General features: G+C 58.2%; 19 protein-coding genes. 14 read left to right on the top strand and 5 right to left on the bottom strand.

The window, feature by feature from the left end; translation table 11 throughout:
* Positions 1 to 29 precede the first annotated feature (29 nt).
* The 5 genes from ACXAEW_RS02145 to aroA all read left to right on the top strand — a co-directional run bounded on the left by ACXAEW_RS02145 (position 30) and on the right by aroA (position 4,692).
* A complete protein-coding gene (locus tag ACXAEW_RS02145; RefSeq protein ID WP_474939741.1) occupies positions 30 to 929 on the top strand; it encodes a dynamin family protein in 900 nt (299 codons plus the stop codon).
* Between the two features lie 15 nt (positions 930 to 944).
* Positions 945 to 1,433 carry a hypothetical protein gene (locus tag ACXAEW_RS02140; RefSeq protein WP_474939740.1) on the top strand — a complete coding sequence of 163 codons (489 nt, stop codon included), beginning with the start codon at positions 945 to 947 and terminating at the stop codon, positions 1,431 to 1,433.
* Positions 1,433 to 2,227: a hypothetical protein gene (locus tag ACXAEW_RS02135; protein WP_474939739.1), complete on the top strand. Its 795-nt coding sequence runs from the start codon at positions 1,433 to 1,435 to the stop codon at positions 2,225 to 2,227. The genes ACXAEW_RS02140 and ACXAEW_RS02135 overlap by 1 nt, the downstream gene beginning before the upstream one ends.
* Before the next feature lie 96 nt (positions 2,228 to 2,323).
* Complete coding sequence (gene trmB / locus ACXAEW_RS02130; protein ID WP_474939738.1) at positions 2,324 to 3,061, top strand: tRNA (guanine(46)-N(7))-methyltransferase TrmB; 738 nt, start codon at positions 2,324 to 2,326, stop codon at positions 3,059 to 3,061.
* Positions 3,062 to 3,339: 278 nt separating this feature from the next.
* Positions 3,340 to 4,692: a 3-phosphoshikimate 1-carboxyvinyltransferase gene (gene aroA, locus ACXAEW_RS02125; protein ID WP_474939737.1), complete on the top strand. Its 1,353-nt coding sequence runs from the start codon at positions 3,340 to 3,342 to the stop codon at positions 4,690 to 4,692.
* A gap of 587 nt (positions 4,693 to 5,279) precedes the next feature.
* Here the strand turns inward: aroA and ACXAEW_RS02120 are convergent.
* Entirely contained in the window at positions 5,280 to 6,074 is a 795-nt protein-coding gene (locus ACXAEW_RS02120; RefSeq protein WP_474939736.1) for a helix-turn-helix transcriptional regulator, read from the bottom strand.
* A gap of 349 nt (positions 6,075 to 6,423) precedes the next feature.
* Between ACXAEW_RS02120 and ACXAEW_RS02115 the strand changes: the two genes are divergently transcribed.
* The 3 genes from ACXAEW_RS02115 to ACXAEW_RS02105 all read left to right on the top strand — a co-directional run bounded on the left by ACXAEW_RS02115 (position 6,424) and on the right by ACXAEW_RS02105 (position 8,433).
* Positions 6,424 to 6,969, top strand: coding sequence for a VPLPA-CTERM sorting domain-containing protein (locus ACXAEW_RS02115; RefSeq protein ID WP_474939735.1), 546 nt, complete (start codon positions 6,424 to 6,426; stop codon positions 6,967 to 6,969).
* Positions 6,970 to 7,134: 165 nt separating this feature from the next.
* Positions 7,135 to 7,743, top strand: a complete 609-nt coding sequence (gene cmk / locus ACXAEW_RS02110) for a (d)CMP kinase (protein WP_474939734.1) — start codon at positions 7,135 to 7,137, stop codon at positions 7,741 to 7,743.
* Positions 7,744 to 7,833: 90 nt separating this feature from the next.
* Entirely contained in the window at positions 7,834 to 8,433 is a 600-nt protein-coding gene (locus ACXAEW_RS02105; RefSeq protein ID WP_474939733.1) for a hypothetical protein, read from the top strand.
* Here ACXAEW_RS02105 and ACXAEW_RS02100 read toward each other — a convergent pair.
* A complete protein-coding gene (locus tag ACXAEW_RS02100) occupies positions 8,430 to 8,834 on the bottom strand; it encodes a GNAT family N-acetyltransferase (RefSeq protein WP_474939732.1) in 405 nt (134 codons plus the stop codon). The two genes, ACXAEW_RS02105 and ACXAEW_RS02100, sit on opposite strands and share 4 nt — an antisense overlap.
* Positions 8,835 to 9,410: 576 nt before the next feature.
* Here ACXAEW_RS02100 and rpsA point away from each other — a divergent pair.
* The 6 genes from rpsA (at position 9,411) to trpB (ending at position 15,030) form a co-directional block, all read left to right on the top strand.
* Entirely contained in the window at positions 9,411 to 11,084 is a 1,674-nt protein-coding gene (gene rpsA, locus ACXAEW_RS02095) for a 30S ribosomal protein S1 (protein WP_474939731.1), read from the top strand.
* 311 nt (positions 11,085 to 11,395) lie between these two features.
* A complete protein-coding gene (gene ihfB, locus ACXAEW_RS02090; RefSeq protein WP_474939730.1) occupies positions 11,396 to 11,680 on the top strand; it encodes an integration host factor subunit beta in 285 nt (94 codons plus the stop codon).
* Positions 11,681 to 12,031 carry a lipopolysaccharide assembly protein LapA domain-containing protein gene (locus tag ACXAEW_RS02085; RefSeq protein ID WP_474939729.1) on the top strand — a complete coding sequence of 117 codons (351 nt, stop codon included), beginning with the start codon at positions 11,681 to 11,683 and terminating at the stop codon, positions 12,029 to 12,031. It abuts the gene before it with no gap.
* A 35-nt stretch (positions 12,032 to 12,066) separates the two neighbouring features.
* Positions 12,067 to 12,714, top strand: a complete 648-nt coding sequence (locus ACXAEW_RS02080) for a phosphoribosylanthranilate isomerase (protein ID WP_474939728.1) — start codon at positions 12,067 to 12,069, stop codon at positions 12,712 to 12,714.
* A 253-nt stretch (positions 12,715 to 12,967) separates the two neighbouring features.
* A complete protein-coding gene (locus tag ACXAEW_RS02075) occupies positions 12,968 to 13,627 on the top strand; it encodes a YdcF family protein (RefSeq protein WP_474939727.1) in 660 nt (219 codons plus the stop codon).
* 146 nt (positions 13,628 to 13,773) lie between these two features.
* Complete coding sequence (gene trpB / locus ACXAEW_RS02070) at positions 13,774 to 15,030, top strand: tryptophan synthase subunit beta (protein WP_474939726.1); 1,257 nt, start codon at positions 13,774 to 13,776, stop codon at positions 15,028 to 15,030.
* 274 nt (positions 15,031 to 15,304) lie between these two features.
* On the opposite strand, the gene ACXAEW_RS02065 is transcribed toward trpB, so the two are convergent.
* From ACXAEW_RS02065 to ACXAEW_RS02055, 3 genes are all read right to left on the bottom strand, one after another.
* Positions 15,305 to 15,682 (bottom strand): DUF2237 family protein, encoded by a 378-nt coding sequence (locus tag ACXAEW_RS02065; RefSeq protein ID WP_474939725.1) that lies wholly within the window; start codon positions 15,680 to 15,682, stop codon positions 15,305 to 15,307.
* A 69-nt stretch (positions 15,683 to 15,751) separates the two neighbouring features.
* A complete protein-coding gene (gene pth / locus ACXAEW_RS02060) occupies positions 15,752 to 16,471 on the bottom strand; it encodes an aminoacyl-tRNA hydrolase (protein ID WP_474939724.1) in 720 nt (239 codons plus the stop codon).
* A gap of 138 nt (positions 16,472 to 16,609) precedes the next feature.
* Positions 16,610 to 17,179, bottom strand: coding sequence for a carboxymuconolactone decarboxylase family protein (locus tag ACXAEW_RS02055; protein WP_474939723.1), 570 nt, complete (start codon positions 17,177 to 17,179; stop codon positions 16,610 to 16,612).
* Positions 17,180 to 17,325 lie beyond the last annotated feature (146 nt).

Raw genomic sequence — 17,325 nt, 5'->3', positions numbered from 1 at the left:
TGTCCGGTGTGCTGACAATTGGAGCTGATATGCCTGTATCCCAACCTACCGGACGAAAACCGCGTTTGGCATTGATGGGCGAATTTAGCGCCGGCAAAAGCACGCTGACCCATCTGTTGGTGGGGCTGGAACCTTTGCCGGTCAAGGTCACAGCCACCCGTCTGCCGCCGGTCTGGATCAGCCACGGGCCTGTTTCGGCAACGGTTGTTGGTATGGACGGCGGTGAAACTGCCATCGACCTGTCCGAGATCGAAGACGTGCCGCTGGATACCACCGCGCTGATCCGCCTGACCCTGCCTGCCGAGGCTTTGGAGCTGTGTGATCTGATCGATATGCCGGGGATTTCCGATCCCAATATGCCGACCGAAGTCTGGCGCGCCCTGATGCCCGAGGTGGATGCGGTCATCTGGTGTACCCATGCCACCCAGGCCTGGCGCCAGTCCGAGGCTGCTGCCTGGGACAGCATTCGTGAAGGGCTCTCGGGGCCTTCGACCTTGTTGGTGACCCATTTCGACAAGCTCCAGAATGAACGCGATCAGGCGCGGGTTCTGAAACGTGTCATGCGCGAGGCGGGGGAGCGGTTCCAGTCGGTTTTCCCAATCTCCCTGATGCAGGCGATTGAGGCGGGCGACGATGTAGAGGCCTGGCAGGCCAGCGGTGCGGATGCCTTTGTCGAAAGCCTGATTGAGCTTTTGGTGCGCTGGAGCGATCCGGACCCCGCAGGCGCAGCCGCCAAGCCGCAACCCAGCAAGGCCGAGGCGCTCGCCCTGGAAGCGGCCCGCGATCGCGGCAAGACGCAAGCCCCGCAGCCTGAGGCCTTGATCGAAGGTCGGGTGGTGCCGCGACGGGTCAAACGGGAACGGCGCAGCGAGCGCCCCGAGCGCAACGCAGTTGCTGCAAACCGGCGTGCGCCAATGGTTCCGCGCTAAGGCGCTGAGGTTTGAATGGAGAAGACGGATCAGGTTCCAAACGTAGAGTCCAGCCCCGGCGCAGGTGCTGAGGAAAGGGTCGCCCCTGCGCCTTTGAAGGGGTTGGCGGACGCCTTGTCGGCGTTGCGTGCCAGTGATCCGGGCTGCCTGTTGGCGGGGTATGGGGATCTGGGGGCGCAATTGGTATTGCGTGTGGACCCGGCGGGCGCGCGTCCGCAGGAGGCTTTGGATGAGTTATGCGCCCAGGCATGTGTGGCCTATAGGATGGTGGCAGATGCCGGATTGGGTGCGGGACATGAGCCAGTCATCGCGCTGGTCCCCGGAGAAACCCGGTTGTTTCTGCGCAATGGTACAGGTGAAGCCGCGGATGAGGCGGCCCTTGTGGTCTGTGATGGAATTGGCGCGGCAGAGCGTTTGGGACCGGCGGTGCAGGACATCTTGCAACAGTTGTCTGAGGACGGCGGTGCCCCAGACCCGCTGGCCCGGCCGCCGAGGGGGCGTTGATGCGGTTCAACCCTAAAACGGCAGCGCTGCGCCCCACTGAGCAGTTGCAGATGGGGGGCGGACTACCTGATGAGCCTCCCCCCGCCTTGTTGTCCCGGTTGGAGCGTCTGGCCGGGCGTTCCGCGGGGGCAGGCCAGGATGTGGCCGCGGGCGGATCCGCGCTGGAGCAGATCCTCGCTGAAATTGATGACATTATGTTGCCGCGCGAACTGGTGGTCTATGGGGAGGGCGGGGCTTTGGCGCGTCTTGTGATTTCCCAGCGCCGTTTGGTGGGGCTGGCGCTGATTGAAGGCTGGCGCGGGGATCTTCTGGACGGTTTGAGGCGGCTTTTGGTGCTGTGCGGCGGGGCTCCTGTGCAGTTTCAGCGTTACGTTACCCAGGCACCAATTGGCGCGGAGAGCCTTTCGACTGATGCCATCAGGCGCCGACTTGCGCCCTCGGCGGAGCCTTGCGGCACTCCGATGGAGCGGTTTGCGGCGACGGTTGCTCCTTTGGCGGCGGCCTGGCTTCAGAATGGTGAAACGGGCCAGGAGGCGCTTTGCGGAGAAAAGGATGCGCAGGAGATGTTGCGCGTTTGGGCAGCGCAGGTGCCGCACCTGCAAGGGCTTGGCGCGCGCCCGGATGCCATGATCCTGCCTGCATCCGGCGTCTTTCCTGATCACAGGCTGTTGGTTGCGCGGGCGGCACAGGCGCGTTTTCTGGCCCTGTTTCCCGCGCCCGCGTTGGCAGAGGTTGGAACGCTCTGGCAGGTGGCATTTGGGGGCGCATGTGACCACCCTCCAAGGGGGCGTTAAACAGCGCTGTGGCTTGACCCTGCTTGACCCTGGGGGCCAGATACGGCAGAGGGGCCACCAGCCCGAAAATTCAGCCAACCCCAGGATGTTTGCCCGATGTCAGACGATCAAAAGCCCACCGCCGCAGAGAAACACGCCAGTGGTGCGCCCTGGCGTAATTTCTATGGGCGCATCAAGGGCAAGCAGCTGAAACCGGCACAGCAGCGCTATCTGGAAGAAGATCTGGCGAGCCTCAGCCCGGGGCCTGTGGGATGGGATGAGAACCCGGATCGCGCGCCGCTGGATCTGAAGACCCTGTTCGGAGAGCGGGACGTTTGGCTTGAGGTCGGATTTGGCGGTGGTGAGCACCTGGTACATCAGGCCCGTTCAAACCCGGATGTGGGTATCATCGGCGCGGAACCCTATATCAACGGGGTTGCGATGTTGCTGGGTAAGATCCGAGGGGTGAAGGCTGACAATATCGCTGTGCATCCGGGGGATGCACGGGATCTGATGGACGTGTTGCCAGCACAGTCTATTTCGCGGGCGTTTCTGCTTTACCCTGATCCGTGGCCAAAGGCGCGCCACCACCGGCGGCGGTTTGTAACACAAGAGCATCTGGAGCCTCTGGCACAGGTCCTGAAGCCGGGCGCGATTTTCCGAGTGGCCACAGATATCCCCGACTATGTGCGTCAAACCTTGGAAGAGGTTCCGCAGGCCGGGTTTGAATGGCTGGCTGAGGGACCGAGTGATTGGCGGGAGCCATGGGCGGACTGGATTTCGACCCGCTATGAGCAAAAGGCCCTGCGCGAAGGGCGGACCCCTCATTATCTAACGTTCCGCCGCCTCGGCTGACGCTGTTTGCCCATGGACGTGGCCTGCTTTCAAAACCTGGTTATGGAAAAGTCAGGCAGGTGCTCCCGTGCGTCTGATCTGCTTTTGTAAAAGCATCTCATCCCCTTGGGCCGGGCAGGGCCGCGCCGAAGGCGCGGCCCTGCCCGCATCGCGACGCGCAACGCGCGGCGCAAAACCTCTGGAATAGGATGGATTTCAAACCTGCGCTGCACGGGGGCGTGGACGCGCCGCTTGTCATGCGGTAACAGCAGATCAACGCAGTTCACGAGGAAGACCCAATGTCCGGACACGGCACTCCCATCCCGATGACCTCCCGCCGCGCAGGCCCTCTCAAAGGTGTGGCCGAGGTGCCCGGGGATAAGTCGATTTCCCACCGCGCCTTGATCTTGGGCGCTTTGGCGATCGGAGAGACTCGCATCACAGGTCTTCTGGAAGGGGAAGATGTGCTGGACACAGCCAAGGCAATGCGTGCCTTTGGGGCAGAGGTCACGGATCACGGTGGCGGCGAGTGGTCGGTCACTGGTGTGGGCGTGGGCGGTTTTCAGGAGCCGGAGACTGTGATCGATTGCGGCAACTCCGGCACAGGCGTGCGGCTGATCATGGGGGTCATGGCGACCCAGCCGATCACCGCCACTTTCACCGGGGATGCGTCCCTGAACAAGCGCCCGATGGCACGTGTGACGGATCCCCTTGCCCTTTTTGGAACCAAGGCCGTGGGCCGCGAGGGGGGGCGTCTGCCGATGACGCTTGTTGGCGCGGCTGATCCGGTCCCTGTGCGCTACGAGGTTCCCGTTCCCTCTGCGCAGGTGAAATCCGCGGTGTTGCTGGCAGGTCTGAATGCGCCCGGCAAAACAATCGTGGTCGAGAAAGAAGCCACGCGTGATCACAGTGAGCGGATGCTGGCAGGCTTTGGTGCTGAGCTCACCGTGGAAGATACGGATGAGGGGCGTGTTATCACGCTGACCGGTCAGCCTGAACTGAAACCGCAAGTGATTGCCGTTCCGCGTGATCCGTCATCGGCGGCGTTTCCGGTATGCGCCGCTCTGGTCACTCCGGGTTCAGACGTTCTGGTGCCGGGCATCGGGCTCAACCCGACCCGCGCCGGGCTGTTTACAACATTGCGCGACATGGGGGCTGATCTGACCTATGAAAATGAACGCGAAGAAGGTGGCGAGCCAGTTGCAGACCTGCGTGCGAAATTCTCTCCCAATATGAAGGGGATCGAGGTTCCGCCGGAACGTGCCGCCTCGATGATTGACGAATATCCGGTGTTGTCGGTGGTCGCGGCCTTTGCGACGGGAACCACCATGATGGCGGGGGTAAAGGAGCTGCGTGTCAAGGAAAGCGACCGCATTGACGCGATGGCGCGCGGCTTGCGGGCCAATGGCGTGACCGTCGAAGAGGGCGAGGACTGGTGGAGCGTCGAAGGCTTGGGCGCGGACGGGGTGCCGGGTGGTGCGACCTGCGAAAGCTTCCTGGATCACCGGATCGCCATGTCCTTTATGGTGATGGGCATGGGCGCGCAAAAGCCCGTTTCGGTGGATGACGGCAGCCCGATCGCAACGTCCTTCCCGATCTTTGAGCCCTTGATGGCCAAGCTGGGCGCGCAGATCGTGCGCAGCAATAGCTGATCGCGGCTGACCCTTAATTCTGGACGAACTACTGACTGTGAACGGCAGGGCCGGGCGATATTCAACGCCCAGCCCAAGCGCGTTTTTGTTGACTGGGTTACGGAGGGTCATGTGGCCTGCAAGGCTTGACGTCCTGGGAATGATGTGGATTCTCTTGGGGAGAGGGGTTGGTTATGCGTATTCTTATTGGTTGAATATCGTTAACGCTCCGGAGGACCGTGCTATTCAGCCCAGGATCACAGTTTTGTAACTTGGCAACATGCTGGATTTATGGATTTTGAAGTGAATACACGTGACAACCCGATCTCACTCACACAACCGGGTGTCACGTGTATTCTGTCTGCGTTAAAGAGTGGGTACAGACACTTGGAAAACGACAGGTTAAACCCGCCTTAACTCTGTATTCCATGCCCCGACTGGTGAGTTTAGCTAGGGAAAACCCTAGTTTTTCTTCGGAGGTTCGTAGCTTGCGGGAAAGCCGTTCCGGTTTGAAGGGGAAAATTGGATGATTTTCCCAACGTAAATTGCGTTCACACGTTCCGGTGGATTTTGAGCGTCCCGTTTCGCGATTTGCGAAGAATCACACGCTAGGGCGAAATCAACCCATACACCAGCGCACGGGCCACCGCATGGGTCCGGTTGCGCGCATTTAGACGCTTGGTGGCATTGCGCAGGTGGAACTCGACTGTCTTGTCTGAAAGAGACAGGCGGAAGGCGATTTCCTTGGTCAAAAGCCCAACAGCCGCCCACTTCAGGCATTCAATTTCACGGGCGGACAAGCTGATCACGTCTTTGGGGGTTAGCTCATCATGGAAACGCGCATGAAAGAGCAATGCCGCCATTTCGATATCTCGCCCATTGGCGCGCAGCGTGTCTTCGGCTTCGCGCTCGGTCTTGAGGTCAAGCGCCATGCCAATGCCGCCAACCGCCTGTCCAGACCCGTCGCGCAAGGGGACGCTGATCCCATGCTGCAGGCCGTAATCGGCTGCAAGTTCAAGGACTTTGTTGGAATGTGCGGTGGCATAAAGCGCGGCACGCGGGTCATGCCACCCCATAGCGCCGCCTTCTGTTGTGGCACAGAACCGCGCAAATGGATCGTGGTCTATAAGCGCGTCGACCATATAGGCCCCCGCATATTCTTCGGGGTAACTGAAAAAGGTGTTGGCCTTTGCAAGTTCCTTTGTGCCGGTGAGGGGCTCTTCCTCTGGTGAGCTTGGGGTCGCGGGGCTGCCGCTGACCGGCATCATCCCATATACGGCGCTTTTTGCTCCAAAAGATTTGAGCTCAGCGTCCAGTAACGTAAAGGCTGCTTCCGGCGCTGTCAGCGTGCTTTGGTTTTCCGCGAAATCCAGCATCTTGTTGTTGAAGAACCTGCTCGCCACCTCATTTTCCCTAAGATTACAGTTATGCTCACATTATGGTGGAATTTTCCGTGCTTCTGCAACTCGGTTTTGGCCCCATCGTCATTCTGTGGTTTTTCGGGGGGGCAAACCGACAGCGCAGAAATGCCGTTCTGGTAAGCAAAAAGTAACACGTGACGGGCAAGCTGCTGCTTGATGTGACGCAATCAACACTAGTAAAGATAAATTATCGTAAAATAATGTTGGGCGTGTCGCATTTGACTGAATATTGTTATTTCTTTGTGCTACCACGTTCTCACTTACGTCCGCCAAAGGTGGAGTCGGCAAAATGAGCTAATCTAATTTTAAACGGTACAATGGAACCTTCAAAATGTTAAAGACAGCTTTAACTACTTTGGCCCTTCTGGCCGCCGGAACGACTGCGCAGGCCGTAACGTTTACATTTGATGCTGGCACTGGAAACGGGATTGGCTTTCAACTTGTGGATGGGGTCGACGATTTCGCCCTTTCGTTTACCGGGTCGAATAGCCCAAGTGTCGGTACAGGGGATGTCAGCACGTTTTCTGCAACCGCAACCGAAAATACAACGTATTCGATCTTCTGGTCCTACACGACGTTTGATTTAGACGGTTCGGGTTATGATCCATTCGGCTTTTTTGTCGGCGGTACATTTACTCAGCTGACAGAAGATGGGGCTCCTTACGGCACATCACAGACAGGTGAACTTTCCCTGAGTGTCCAAACCGGAGACAGTTTCGGTTTCTACATCGATTCAACAGACGACGTCTTCGGGCCGGGCTTCGCCTCTGTAAGCGGTTCGGTTACGGCGGTGCCTTTGCCTGCTTCGGGTCTGCTTTTGCTGGCCGGTCTCGGTGGTCTGGCGCTGCGTCGTCGCAAGAAGGCACTTCCCGCGTAAGCGCGCGAACCTGTTCTTGTTCAAATACAAGAGGCCCCCGCTACCGGTGGCCTTTTCTTTTTTGTAGTGGTTTGAAGGCTGGATCCGAGAGTTGTGTTTTTTGCGCCGACGTATTAGCGCAATGGAACGAGATCGAAGAACCAGAGCTTTCAAGGACAGAAACGCATGTTTTGTGTGGCAATTGACGGGCCTGCTGCTGCGGGCAAGGGGACCATTTCGCGCGCGGTGGCCGAGCATTTTGGCTTTGCCCACCTTGATACAGGTCTTCTTTACCGTGCTGTTGGGGCCAAGATGATGGCAGGTGTCCCACCGGTAGAGGCTGCGCAAAACTTGCTGCCCGATGATCTGAACAACCCGGACCTGCGGGGGCCAGAAGTGGCGCAGGCCGCGTCCAAAGTGGCGGTTATACCCGAAGTGCGTGCGGCGCTGGTTGATTTTCAGCGCGCTTTTGCCCGGCGATCAGGCGGGGCGGTCATGGATGGTCGTGACATCGGCACTGTGATCTGCCCGCGCGCTGAGGCCAAACTGTTTGTCACAGCCAGCGCAGAAGTGCGGGCCAAGCGACGGTTTCAGGAACTGGCGGCCAAAGGCTTGGCAGAATCGCTGGAAGAGGTTCTGGCTGACGTCAAAAGCCGTGATGATCGAGACATGAACCGGGCTGAGGCTCCGCTGCGCCCGGCAGACGACGCGGTTTTGATCGACACCAGCGAGCTGAATATCGAAGAGGCGATTGCCACCGCCATCGCGGCTGTCGGGGCGCGTGGCGCGGCCTGACGCACAGTTCCCAGTCGCCTCACCAATCCGTGCATCGCCAACGGCCCCTTTGCGGCTTACCTTTGATGAATGCCATCAAAGGAGAGCTCAATGCCCGCATGTGTATCATCGTCCAGTCTGCCGTCTCGTTTGATCTTGTCCTTGGTTCTGGCGGGGTGGGGGCTTCTGGGATGGGGCGCGAGTCTTTCTGCGCAAGAAGCCCCTGAGCCACCGGTCGCAGAGGTGCCCGCGGCTGAACCGCCAATGGACTATGAACGGTTGGGGCGCATTCTTGCTGCGCTTGATCCGGAAATGCAGCCCAATGGTCCTGCATTTCAGTTGAAGATTCAGGATATCCCGGTTTTTGTTATCACGGATGCAACTGCGGACCGAATGCGTGCAATGGTGGCGATCCGGTCGGCGGCGGATCTGTCGGCCGAGGATCTGATGCGAATGATGCAGGCCAATTTCGACTCGGCGCTTGATGCACGATATGCGGTGGCCAATGGCACGCTTTGGGCGACATTTATTCACCCGCTGTCCCCTTTGAAAAAAGATCAGCTGATCTCGGGGCTTGGGCAGACCGTAAATGTGGCGCGCACCTATGGCTCGCTTTATTCCGGGGGTGGTGTCCAGTTTGGTGCTGGGGACAGCGGCAATCTGCAACAGCAGTTGATTGAGGAACTTTTGAAAAAAGGCGAAGAAATCTAGAGCGTCAATGCCATGCGGAAATAGGCGACACCCCGTTTGAAAAAACGCGCGCCTTCGGTTTCGAACCCAAACCGCGCATAAAAGGGCAGGGCGGTTTCGCGGGCATCGAACCAGAAGAGCGAATGATTGCGGGCTTTGGCCTTGGTCAGTAAATGGCGCAACATCAGACTGCCGGCGCCTTGGCCTTGAAAATCGGGGTGAGTTGCAAATTTTCGCAGACGGATCGCTTCACCGTTCGGGAAAAGCGAGGCGACAGAGATCAGCTGGCCATTGGCGAAACAGCCGAAATGCAGCGCGTCTTGATCTCCGTCCACCTGGCTGGCGGTGATAGGGTGATCCGGCCAAAGCACCATCTGGCGCAAAGGCAGCGTGTCGTTTGCTGATATATCAAGGATCTGCATCTGGGGCCCATGTGGTAAGCGGCAGCTTGGGGATATGCAGACAGGCCGCCGACGGCAAGGGGGCAGCGGACGTTTGATAGCTGAGCCAGAAGACTGCAGGATCAGAGCGGTCCCTGCGCCGCCACAGGCCAAGTCCTGCCCCGCGCCGGTGATTATCTTGTCAACACCATCGCGGTCACTTTCGATTAGTGTACGGTTGTGAACGCAGCTCTCACTTAAAGGGATAACCAACCCCAGTATGATCATGGCGCGCTTTGCAATTGCCGTACGTGTTATTAACTGTTTACGAAGGTCGCATCGCCGGTGGGGAGGGGCAGGTGCAAAGCGAAGGCCTCTTGCCAGCTTGGCCGTTTGAGCCTATAAGGCGGCTGTCTATAAAGATGCGGGAATCGCACGGACATCGGTTTGAGCAGGGTCGGGGCAACCTCCGGCCCTTTGTGTTATGTGTGTGTTTGGCACGTTTGAACCTTTGACCCGTTCTGCACCATCCGGTGCCTTGCAACGAAAACGACCAACCCCAAGACCGGCGGAGACAACCGTTCGGCCAGAAAACGTTTTAAAGGAAAACACTGCCACATGGCTGATACATCCATGGAGGAATTCGAAGCCCTCCTGCAAGAAAGCTTCGAAATGGACACACCCGATGAGGGTTCTGTTGTCAAAGGCAAGGTTCTGGCGATTGAAGCCGGCCAAGCAATCATCGACGTTGGCTACAAAATGGAAGGCCGCGTTGATCTGAAAGAATTCGCAAATCCTGGCGAAGCACCTGAAATCGCAGTTGGCGATGAGGTCGAAGTCTACCTGCGCGCGGCTGAAAACGCCCGTGGCGAAGCTGTTATCTCTCGTGAGATGGCGCGCCGCGAAGAAGCATGGGACCGCCTGGAAAAAGCATACGCAGACGACGCACGTGTCGAAGGCGCGATCTTTGGCCGTGTCAAAGGTGGCTTCACCGTCGACCTCGGCGGCGCCGTGGCCTTCCTGCCCGGCTCGCAAGTTGACGTCCGCCCGGTACGTGACGCTGGCCCGCTGATGGGTCTGAAGCAGCCGTTCCAGATCCTGAAAATGGACCGTCGTCGTGGTAACATCGTTGTATCGCGCCGTGCGATCCTCGAAGAATCCCGCGCCGAGCAGCGTGCAGAAGTCATCGGCAAGCTGGCCGAAGGCGACTCGGTTGAAGGTGTGGTCAAGAACATCACCGAATATGGTGCATTTGTTGACCTGGGCGGCGTTGACGGCCTGCTGCACGTCACCGACATGGCATGGCGCCGTGTGAACCACCCGAACGAGATCCTGAACATCGGCGAAACCGTCAAAGTTCAAGTGATCAAGATCAACAAAGAGACCCACCGTATCTCCCTGGGCATGAAACAGCTGCAGGACGATCCTTGGGATGTTGTTGCGGTTAAATACCCGCTGGAGTCCGTCCACAAAGGCCGCGTTACCAACATCACCGATTACGGTGCATTTGTTGAGCTGGAAGCCGGTGTTGAAGGTCTGGTCCACGTCTCCGAGATGTCCTGGACCAAGAAGAACGTACACCCGGGCAAAATCGTCTCCACGTCGCAGGAAGTCGACGTCATGGTTCTGGAAATCGACGGCGCCAAGCGTCGCGTGTCTCTGGGCCTGAAGCAGACCATGCGCAACCCGTGGGAAGTCTTTGCTGAGACTCACCCGGAAGGCACCCCGGTCGAAGGCGAAGTCAAGAACATCACCGAATTCGGTCTGTTCATTGGTCTCGAAGGCGACATCGACGGCATGGTTCACCTGTCCGACCTGTCCTGGGACGAGCGTGGCGAAGATGCGATCCAGAACTACCGCAAAGGCGACATGGTTTCGGCCGTTGTGTCCGAAGTGGACGTCGAGAAAGAGCGTATCTCGCTCTCGATCAAGGCGCTGGGTGGTGACAAATTCGCAGACGCGGTTGGCGGCGTGAAGCGCGGCTCTATTGTGACTGTTGAAGTGACCGCAATCGAAGACGGTGGCATCGAAGTGGAATACGAAGGCATGAAGTCCTTCATCCGCCGCTCCGACCTGTCCCGTGATCGTGCCGATCAGCGTCCTGAGCGTTTCAACGTGGGCGACAAGGTCGACGTACGCGTCACCAACATCGACTCCAAAACCCGCCGTCTGGGTCTGTCGATCAAAGCACGCGAGATCGCAGAAGAGAAAGAGGCCGTCGAACAGTATGGCTCCTCCGACTCCGGTGCATCACTGGGCGACATCCTTGGTGCAGCTCTGAACAACGACTAAGGTCACGTTCAACTGTAAGAAATTGGACCTCGCAGACGTCGTTCTGCGGGGTCTCTTTGTATCTGAGCGGACGTTTGATTGACCGTTTCAGGAGATCGAATCAATTCGGCACATGGTCCCGATACATCTGGAAACTGTGATGCATCGGCGGATTTTGTCCTCCGCAATAGGCTTTGACCTGTGTATTCCCGCGTAAACCACGCATTTTTGCCCTTTGGGCTTGCGCGTAACTATTCCCGGATAAAGGTTTTTTTCCTATAGTCATTGAAAAGCATAAAACTTGAAAACCGGCCTGGGAGGTATGAGGCGCAATGATCCGCTCGGAATTGATTCAGAAGATTGCAGACGAAAACCCGCATCTGTATCAACGTGATGTTGAGCGGATTGTGAACACCGTCTTTGACGAAGTGACAGAAGCCATGGCGCGCGGTGACCGGGTTGAGCTGCGTGGATTTGGCGCGTTCTCGGTAAAACAGCGAGATGCGCGGACGGGTCGCAATCCCCGCACCGGCGAAACGGTGCAAGTTGAGGAAAAACATGTTCCCTTTTTCAAGACTGGCAAGCTCTTGCGGGATCGTCTGAACGGAAAAGAATAAATGCGCTACATTCGCTATGCAGTTCTGGGCACGCTGGCCCTGGTTCTGGCTTCGGTTGCCTTGGCCAACCGCTCTTTTGTTGATCTGAAACTGATGCCGGATGCGCTGGCCGAACTGGTTGGTTTCAACTTTGGCATTTCGCTGCCTCTGTTTGCGGTTGTGCTGGCAGGTGTCGGCGCAGGGCTTCTGGTGGGCTTCTTTGCGGAATATCTGCGCGAAGGTAAACACCGTCGCGAAGCGGGGGCCCAGAAGCGCGAAGTGCGCAAGCTCTCGCGTGAGGTGAATAAGCTGAAGAAGCAGAAGAATGAAGGCAAGGACGAGGTTCTGGCCCTTCTGGAGGACGCAGGCTGACATCCCAGACATGGATGGGTGACGCCGGATCTGACATGGCAGAGATCAGAAGCAAAATCTGCGGCTTGAAGACCGCAGACGACATTCAGGCGGCGGCAGACGCAGGCGCCGCCTATATTGGTTTCAACTTCTTCCCGAAATCCCCGCGCTCTGTGACCATTAAACAGGCGGCAGCGCTGGCGGTCGCGGCTCCGGTCGGCCTGTGCAAAGTTGCGCTGGTGGTGGATATGGACGATGATTCGTTGGATGCCATCGTGGCCGCTGTGCCGCTGGATATGCTGCAGCTGCATGGGGCCGAGAGCCCTGAGCGTGTGGCGGACCTGAAGGCGCGCCACGGTCTTCCGGTTATGAAGGTTCTGGGGATCGCGGAGCCTGCCGATCTGGCGCGTATTTCCGAATACGAGCAGGTGGCAGACCAGATTCTGGTGGATGCCAAGGCCCCCAAGGGGGCGGTTCTGCCCGGCGGCAATGGCGTGCCCTTTGACTGGTCGATCCTGGCTCAGAAGAAATACTGGCAGTGCCCCTGGATGCTGGCTGGCGGGCTGACGCCGGAGAACGTCGCCGAAGCGATCCGCCGTACGGGCGCCCGTCAGGTTGATGTCGCTTCGGGGGTGGAAAGCGCGCCGGGTGTCAAAGATCCGGAGCTGATCCGCGCTTTTGTCGCGGCCGCAAGTGGCGTGTGATCCTGCCCGCTTTTTCCTATGAAATTTCGTCAGGGCTCCCGCCCGTCTTTGTGGCCCGTTGGGCCCCGTCATCCCGTTGGGCCAAGCGCTGCGCCGCCGAAGGCGGCGCAGCGTGGGTCGCTTCGGGTTTAAACCCGAAGCGAAATCATCTTGCTTGGGGGAGGTTCCGACTGAAGTTTGGCAGGGTGGTTGTGGCACAGCTTCTCTGGGGACTGCTCAATCGGGGTTGAGGGTAATAGGGGCTGATAAGTGAATGTTAGTTAATGTGCAAACGCTTGAAGACATGTCACCTTGCCTGAAGAAGGCAATTGAAACCCTTTGGTCGTTTCATGCGAAAAGTGATGTTCTGAGCCCGGCTGACGCTATTGTTGGGCTTGGCTCCTATGACTTACGCGTTGCGGAGCGATGTGGCGAGCTGTTCGAGGCCGGTCTTGCGCCGCAGGTTTTGTTTTCCGGCGCTTCGGGGAATTGGACAGGCGCGATGTTTCCCAGATCCGAAGCGGAAAGTTTTGCGGATTGCGCCGTGTCCTGCGGGGTGCCAAAGGATGCGCTTCGTTTGGAGCTTCGGGCGCGGAACTTGGGGGAAAACATACGGTTTTCTGCTGAATTGTTACCAGATGCAAAAACTGTAATCCTTGTGACAAAACCACAGACGCAACAAAGATGCCGGGCCACAGCGACACGACAATGGCCGCATGTTCAATGCATGACCACTGCTCCCCTTACACCACTTGTCCGGCAACCTTTACCGCATCATGGTCTGCGGGCCTTGATTTGTGAGATGGTCGGCGACTTTGAGAGGATCCGGATTTACCCTGACCTTGGGTATCAGGCGGAGATTGATATTCCTCTGGCGGTACAGCACGCTTTTGATCAGCTTGTGGAGGCGGGGTTTGTTGACCATCTGCCGTGACGCCTGCGGATGTCTCTCAGGAGGGGCGTTTGTCTGCCCCATGAACGGAGGCCTATGTTCTGTGGCGCGCAAAAATCTTTCGAAAACAGGTTTCCCCGCTCAGCAATGCGCACTAGAACCTCTTGGGTACGACGATGGAGAGACCAATGGCCGACGATCTAGTCAACAGCTTCATGAACGGTCCCGATGAAAAGGGACGGTTTGGGATCTTTGGCGGGCGTTTCGTGAGCGAGACCCTGATGCCGCTGATCCTCAGCCTTGAGGAAGAATACAATAAGGCCAAGGACGATCCTGAGTTCTGGGCGCAGATGGATGATCTGTGGAAGCATTATGTCGGCCGTCCAAGCCCGCTTTATTATGCCGAACGCCTGACCAAGGATCTGGGCGGGGCCAAGGTCTATATGAAGCGCGATGAGCTGAACCATACCGGCGCGCATAAGGTGAACAACGTGCTGGGTCAGATCTTGCTGGCGCGGCGCATGGGCAAGACACGGATTATTGCTGAAACGGGTGCGGGTCAGCACGGCGTGGCGACTGCAACGGTCTGTGCCAAATTTGGCCTGAAATGTGTGGTCTATATGGGCGCGCATGATGTGCAGCGCCAGGCCCCTAATGTGTTCCGCATGCGGTTGCTGGGCGCCGAGGTGATTCCGGTGACCTCGGGGCGTGGCACGCTGAAAGACGCAATGAATGACGCGCTGCGCGACTGGGTGACCAATGTACGCGACACGTTCTATTGCATCGGTACGGTTGCAGGTCCGCATCCTTACCCGGCAATGGTACGTGATTTCCAGGCCATTATCGGCAAGGAGGTCCGCTGGCAACTGCCCGAGCAGGAAGGCGAAGGTCGCCTGCCGGATACGGTCATCGCCGCAATCGGCGGAGGCTCCAACGCGATGGGGCTGTTCTACCCATTCCTGGACGATAAATCCGTGAACATCATCGGCGTGGAAGCCGGTGGCAAGGGCGTGGATGATACGATGCAGCACTGCGCGTCCCTCACCGGTGGACGTCCCGGTGTTCTGCACGGCAACCGGACCTATTTGTTGCAGGATGACGACGGCCAGATCATGGAAGGGTTCTCGATTTCGGCGGGTCTGGACTATCCGGGGATCGGACCGGAACATGCCTGGCTGCACGAAACGGGCCGCGCCAAATATGTTTCGGTGACGGATAAGGAAGCGCTGGAGGCGTTCCAGGTCTGCTGTGCATCGGAAGGTATCATTCCGGCACTGGAGCCCAGCCATGCGCTGGCTCATGTGCTGAAACTGGCCCCAACGCTGCCCAAAGAACATATCATCGTGATGAATATGTGTGGTCGCGGCGACAAGGACATCTTTACCGTGGCGCGCCATCTGGGCTTTGACATGTCCGACACCGAAGGCCGCGATTTGGAAGAGTAATAGGGCACAGTCTCTGGTATAAATTGGTGCGGCCCCGCAAGGGGCCGCATTTTTTATGTGGTGCTGATGGCGAGAAGACAGGCGTAGTGCTCCCGCGCCCGCAGGTGTTCTGGCCCTTTGGGCCAGCCACCCCTTGGCGGCCTTGGGCCTGGCGCCGGGCATCGCCCGGCGCCAGGCCCAAGGGGCGAGGTTCGCTTGAAAAGTGAGCCGAGACGCGCGGGAGCACCACCGAACCGATGCCAGCTAAGCTGACAGGACAGGGCGGGGGAGTGCATTAGGCGTCCGAGAACCGATGCGCCTTCAGAATATCCAGTGTAACAAGATCAAGCGCGCGCTGATGGGTGGCCTCCAGATGCACCTGTGGGGCGCAGCCTTCGTCCGCCGCCTGAAGGAAGCGGCTTGCGCAAAGGCACCAGCTGTTTCCGGGTTTCAGCCCTGGGAAACCGTATTCGGCTCGTGGCGTCGACAGATCGTTGCCCACGTATTTCGAATAGGCCAGAAACTCGGCTGTCATCACGGCGCAGACTGTGTGGCTGCCCTGATCCGCTGCGCAGGTATTGCAGTGCCCGTCGCGAAAGAAGCCGGTCATCGGCTTGGTCGAACAGGGAGCCAAAGCGCCCCCCAGAACATTTATGCTGTCATCTTTGTCCATAGGCCAAGCCTAAGCGCCCGTGGGAAGAAAGGCAAAACCCAAATGACTTCTGCGGCGGAGGAGCTTGGTTTAGCGGAACTTGTCCATTAGCCGCTCCATCGGGGAGCGGGTGTCCGTAGCGTCAGCACCTTCGGCCGACTTGGAGGCAGCTTGGGACGGGTGGTCTTGTCCGGCTTTTGCCTTTGCCCCGTCCCCTTTTTCCTTGGAGGTCGAGCTGCGGGGCGGGGCCACACGTAGCGCAACCGCATTCATGAACTTGCCGCCGTCTCCCCTGGCCAATTCGGCTGCGCCGTCCGAAATGCCGCGCATCAGGTCATCCAGCCAGACCTCATCCGCCTTGGGGAAATCGCGCAGAACATAGCCCGCAACGGCATCCTTGTGTCCGGGGTGACCAACGCCCAGACGGACGCGGGCATAATCGGCTCCGATATGGGCATGGATCGAGCGCAGCCCGTTGTGGCCTGCGTGGCCTCCGCCCTGTTTGACACGACATTTGCCCGGTGCCAGATCCAGCTCATCATGCAGGACCACAACATCGCCCGGCGTCAGCTTGAAAAACCGCATGGCTTCGCCGACGGATTGACCGGAATTGTTCATAAAGGTCTGAGGCTTCAGCAACATGACCTTTTCGCCGCCCAGTTTGCCCTCGCTCAGCTCTGCCTGAAACTTACCCTTCCAGGGCGAAAACCCATGATCGCTGGCAATCTGATCCAGAGCCATAAACCCGATATTATGGCGATTGCGGGCGTATTTGCCGCCAGGATTTCCAAGACCGACAAAAAGCTTCATGGCCAGACCTCATTGCTGTTCGGCCCGGTTCATGCCCGGTTTTGACAGGAAAATCCAGTCTCGCACTGCATCACGGGTTCAATGAAAACGGGCATCGCCTTACGCATGCCCGTTCAAACGCCGCCCTGTCCCGGCTGTTTATTCGGCGGCAACCTGTGCAGAGGGGCTCCAGGCAAAGGATGCAAACTGCGGGTCTGACGTCGTTTTGGCGATGTGGTTGGTGTAGTTCGTGATCACCTTCTGAGCGAGACCGGTGATGATTTCCAGCACCTGTGTCTCACCATATCCGGCGGCGTAAAATGCTGCGGTGTCTTCCGCTGTGACATGACCACGTTTCATAACCATTGCGCTGACAAACGCCCGCAGGCTCTCCAGTTTTGCATCGGCCAAAGGCGTTCGGTTGCGCAGCGCATCGGTGATCGCATCATCGACGTTCATAGATTTGGCGATAGCCGTATGGGCCGGTACACAATAGGTGCATTCGTGCAGCACGTTAATTGTCTGCCAGACAACGGTTTTTTCCTCTGCTGTCAGGGAGGTGTTCACAAAGTTTGTATGGGCCTGAATATAGGTCTGTAACAGTTCGGGTGAACCTGCCAGCACCTTCATCAGCTCGGGCAGAAACCCATATTCCGCTTCGACGGCCTTCAGAATATCCCGTGAGGCGTCGGGTGCTGTCTCGGCCGTGTAGGTGGTGAATTCGGTCATCTCTTGATCCTTTTGTGTCACGCCAGAACTGCGTTCGATAGGCGGGATTTATGAGCGCTTGAACAATTGCTCAAGTGGCGCCTTGAATGATCACTCAACCGTGATCTAGGCTGTTTTTATGGATCGCAACCGCGCGGCAAGATATA

The sequence above is a fragment of the Epibacterium sp. ABZ3_068 genome, assembly GCF_056159265.1.
This window is presented reverse-complemented; position numbering and strand designations above follow the sequence as displayed.

Coding starts and splice junctions, on each gene's coding strand:
- ACXAEW_RS02145 (WP_474939741.1), top strand. CDS start 30: ATGCCTGTATCCCAACCTACCGGACGAAAACCGCGTTTGGCATTGATG.
- ACXAEW_RS02140 (WP_474939740.1), top strand. CDS start 945: ATGGAGAAGACGGATCAGGTTCCAAACGTAGAGTCCAGCCCCGGCGCA.
- ACXAEW_RS02135 (WP_474939739.1), top strand. CDS start 1,433: ATGCGGTTCAACCCTAAAACGGCAGCGCTGCGCCCCACTGAGCAGTTG.
- trmB (WP_474939738.1), top strand. CDS start 2,324: ATGTCAGACGATCAAAAGCCCACCGCCGCAGAGAAACACGCCAGTGGT.
- aroA (WP_474939737.1), top strand. CDS start 3,340: ATGTCCGGACACGGCACTCCCATCCCGATGACCTCCCGCCGCGCAGGC.
- ACXAEW_RS02115 (WP_474939735.1), top strand. CDS start 6,424: ATGTTAAAGACAGCTTTAACTACTTTGGCCCTTCTGGCCGCCGGAACG.
- cmk (WP_474939734.1), top strand. CDS start 7,135: ATGTTTTGTGTGGCAATTGACGGGCCTGCTGCTGCGGGCAAGGGGACC.
- ACXAEW_RS02105 (WP_474939733.1), top strand. CDS start 7,834: ATGCCCGCATGTGTATCATCGTCCAGTCTGCCGTCTCGTTTGATCTTG.
- ACXAEW_RS02100 (WP_474939732.1), bottom strand. CDS start 8,834: ATGCAGATCCTTGATATATCAGCAAACGACACGCTGCCTTTGCGCCAG.
- rpsA (WP_474939731.1), top strand. CDS start 9,411: ATGGCTGATACATCCATGGAGGAATTCGAAGCCCTCCTGCAAGAAAGC.
- ihfB (WP_474939730.1), top strand. CDS start 11,396: ATGATCCGCTCGGAATTGATTCAGAAGATTGCAGACGAAAACCCGCAT.
- ACXAEW_RS02085 (WP_474939729.1), top strand. CDS start 11,681: ATGCGCTACATTCGCTATGCAGTTCTGGGCACGCTGGCCCTGGTTCTG.
- ACXAEW_RS02080 (WP_474939728.1), top strand. CDS start 12,067: ATGGCAGAGATCAGAAGCAAAATCTGCGGCTTGAAGACCGCAGACGAC.
- ACXAEW_RS02075 (WP_474939727.1), top strand. CDS start 12,968: ATGTTAGTTAATGTGCAAACGCTTGAAGACATGTCACCTTGCCTGAAG.
- trpB (WP_474939726.1), top strand. CDS start 13,774: ATGGCCGACGATCTAGTCAACAGCTTCATGAACGGTCCCGATGAAAAG.
- ACXAEW_RS02065 (WP_474939725.1), bottom strand. CDS start 15,682: ATGGACAAAGATGACAGCATAAATGTTCTGGGGGGCGCTTTGGCTCCC.
- pth (WP_474939724.1), bottom strand. CDS start 16,471: ATGAAGCTTTTTGTCGGTCTTGGAAATCCTGGCGGCAAATACGCCCGC.
- ACXAEW_RS02055 (WP_474939723.1), bottom strand. CDS start 17,179: ATGACCGAATTCACCACCTACACGGCCGAGACAGCACCCGACGCCTCA.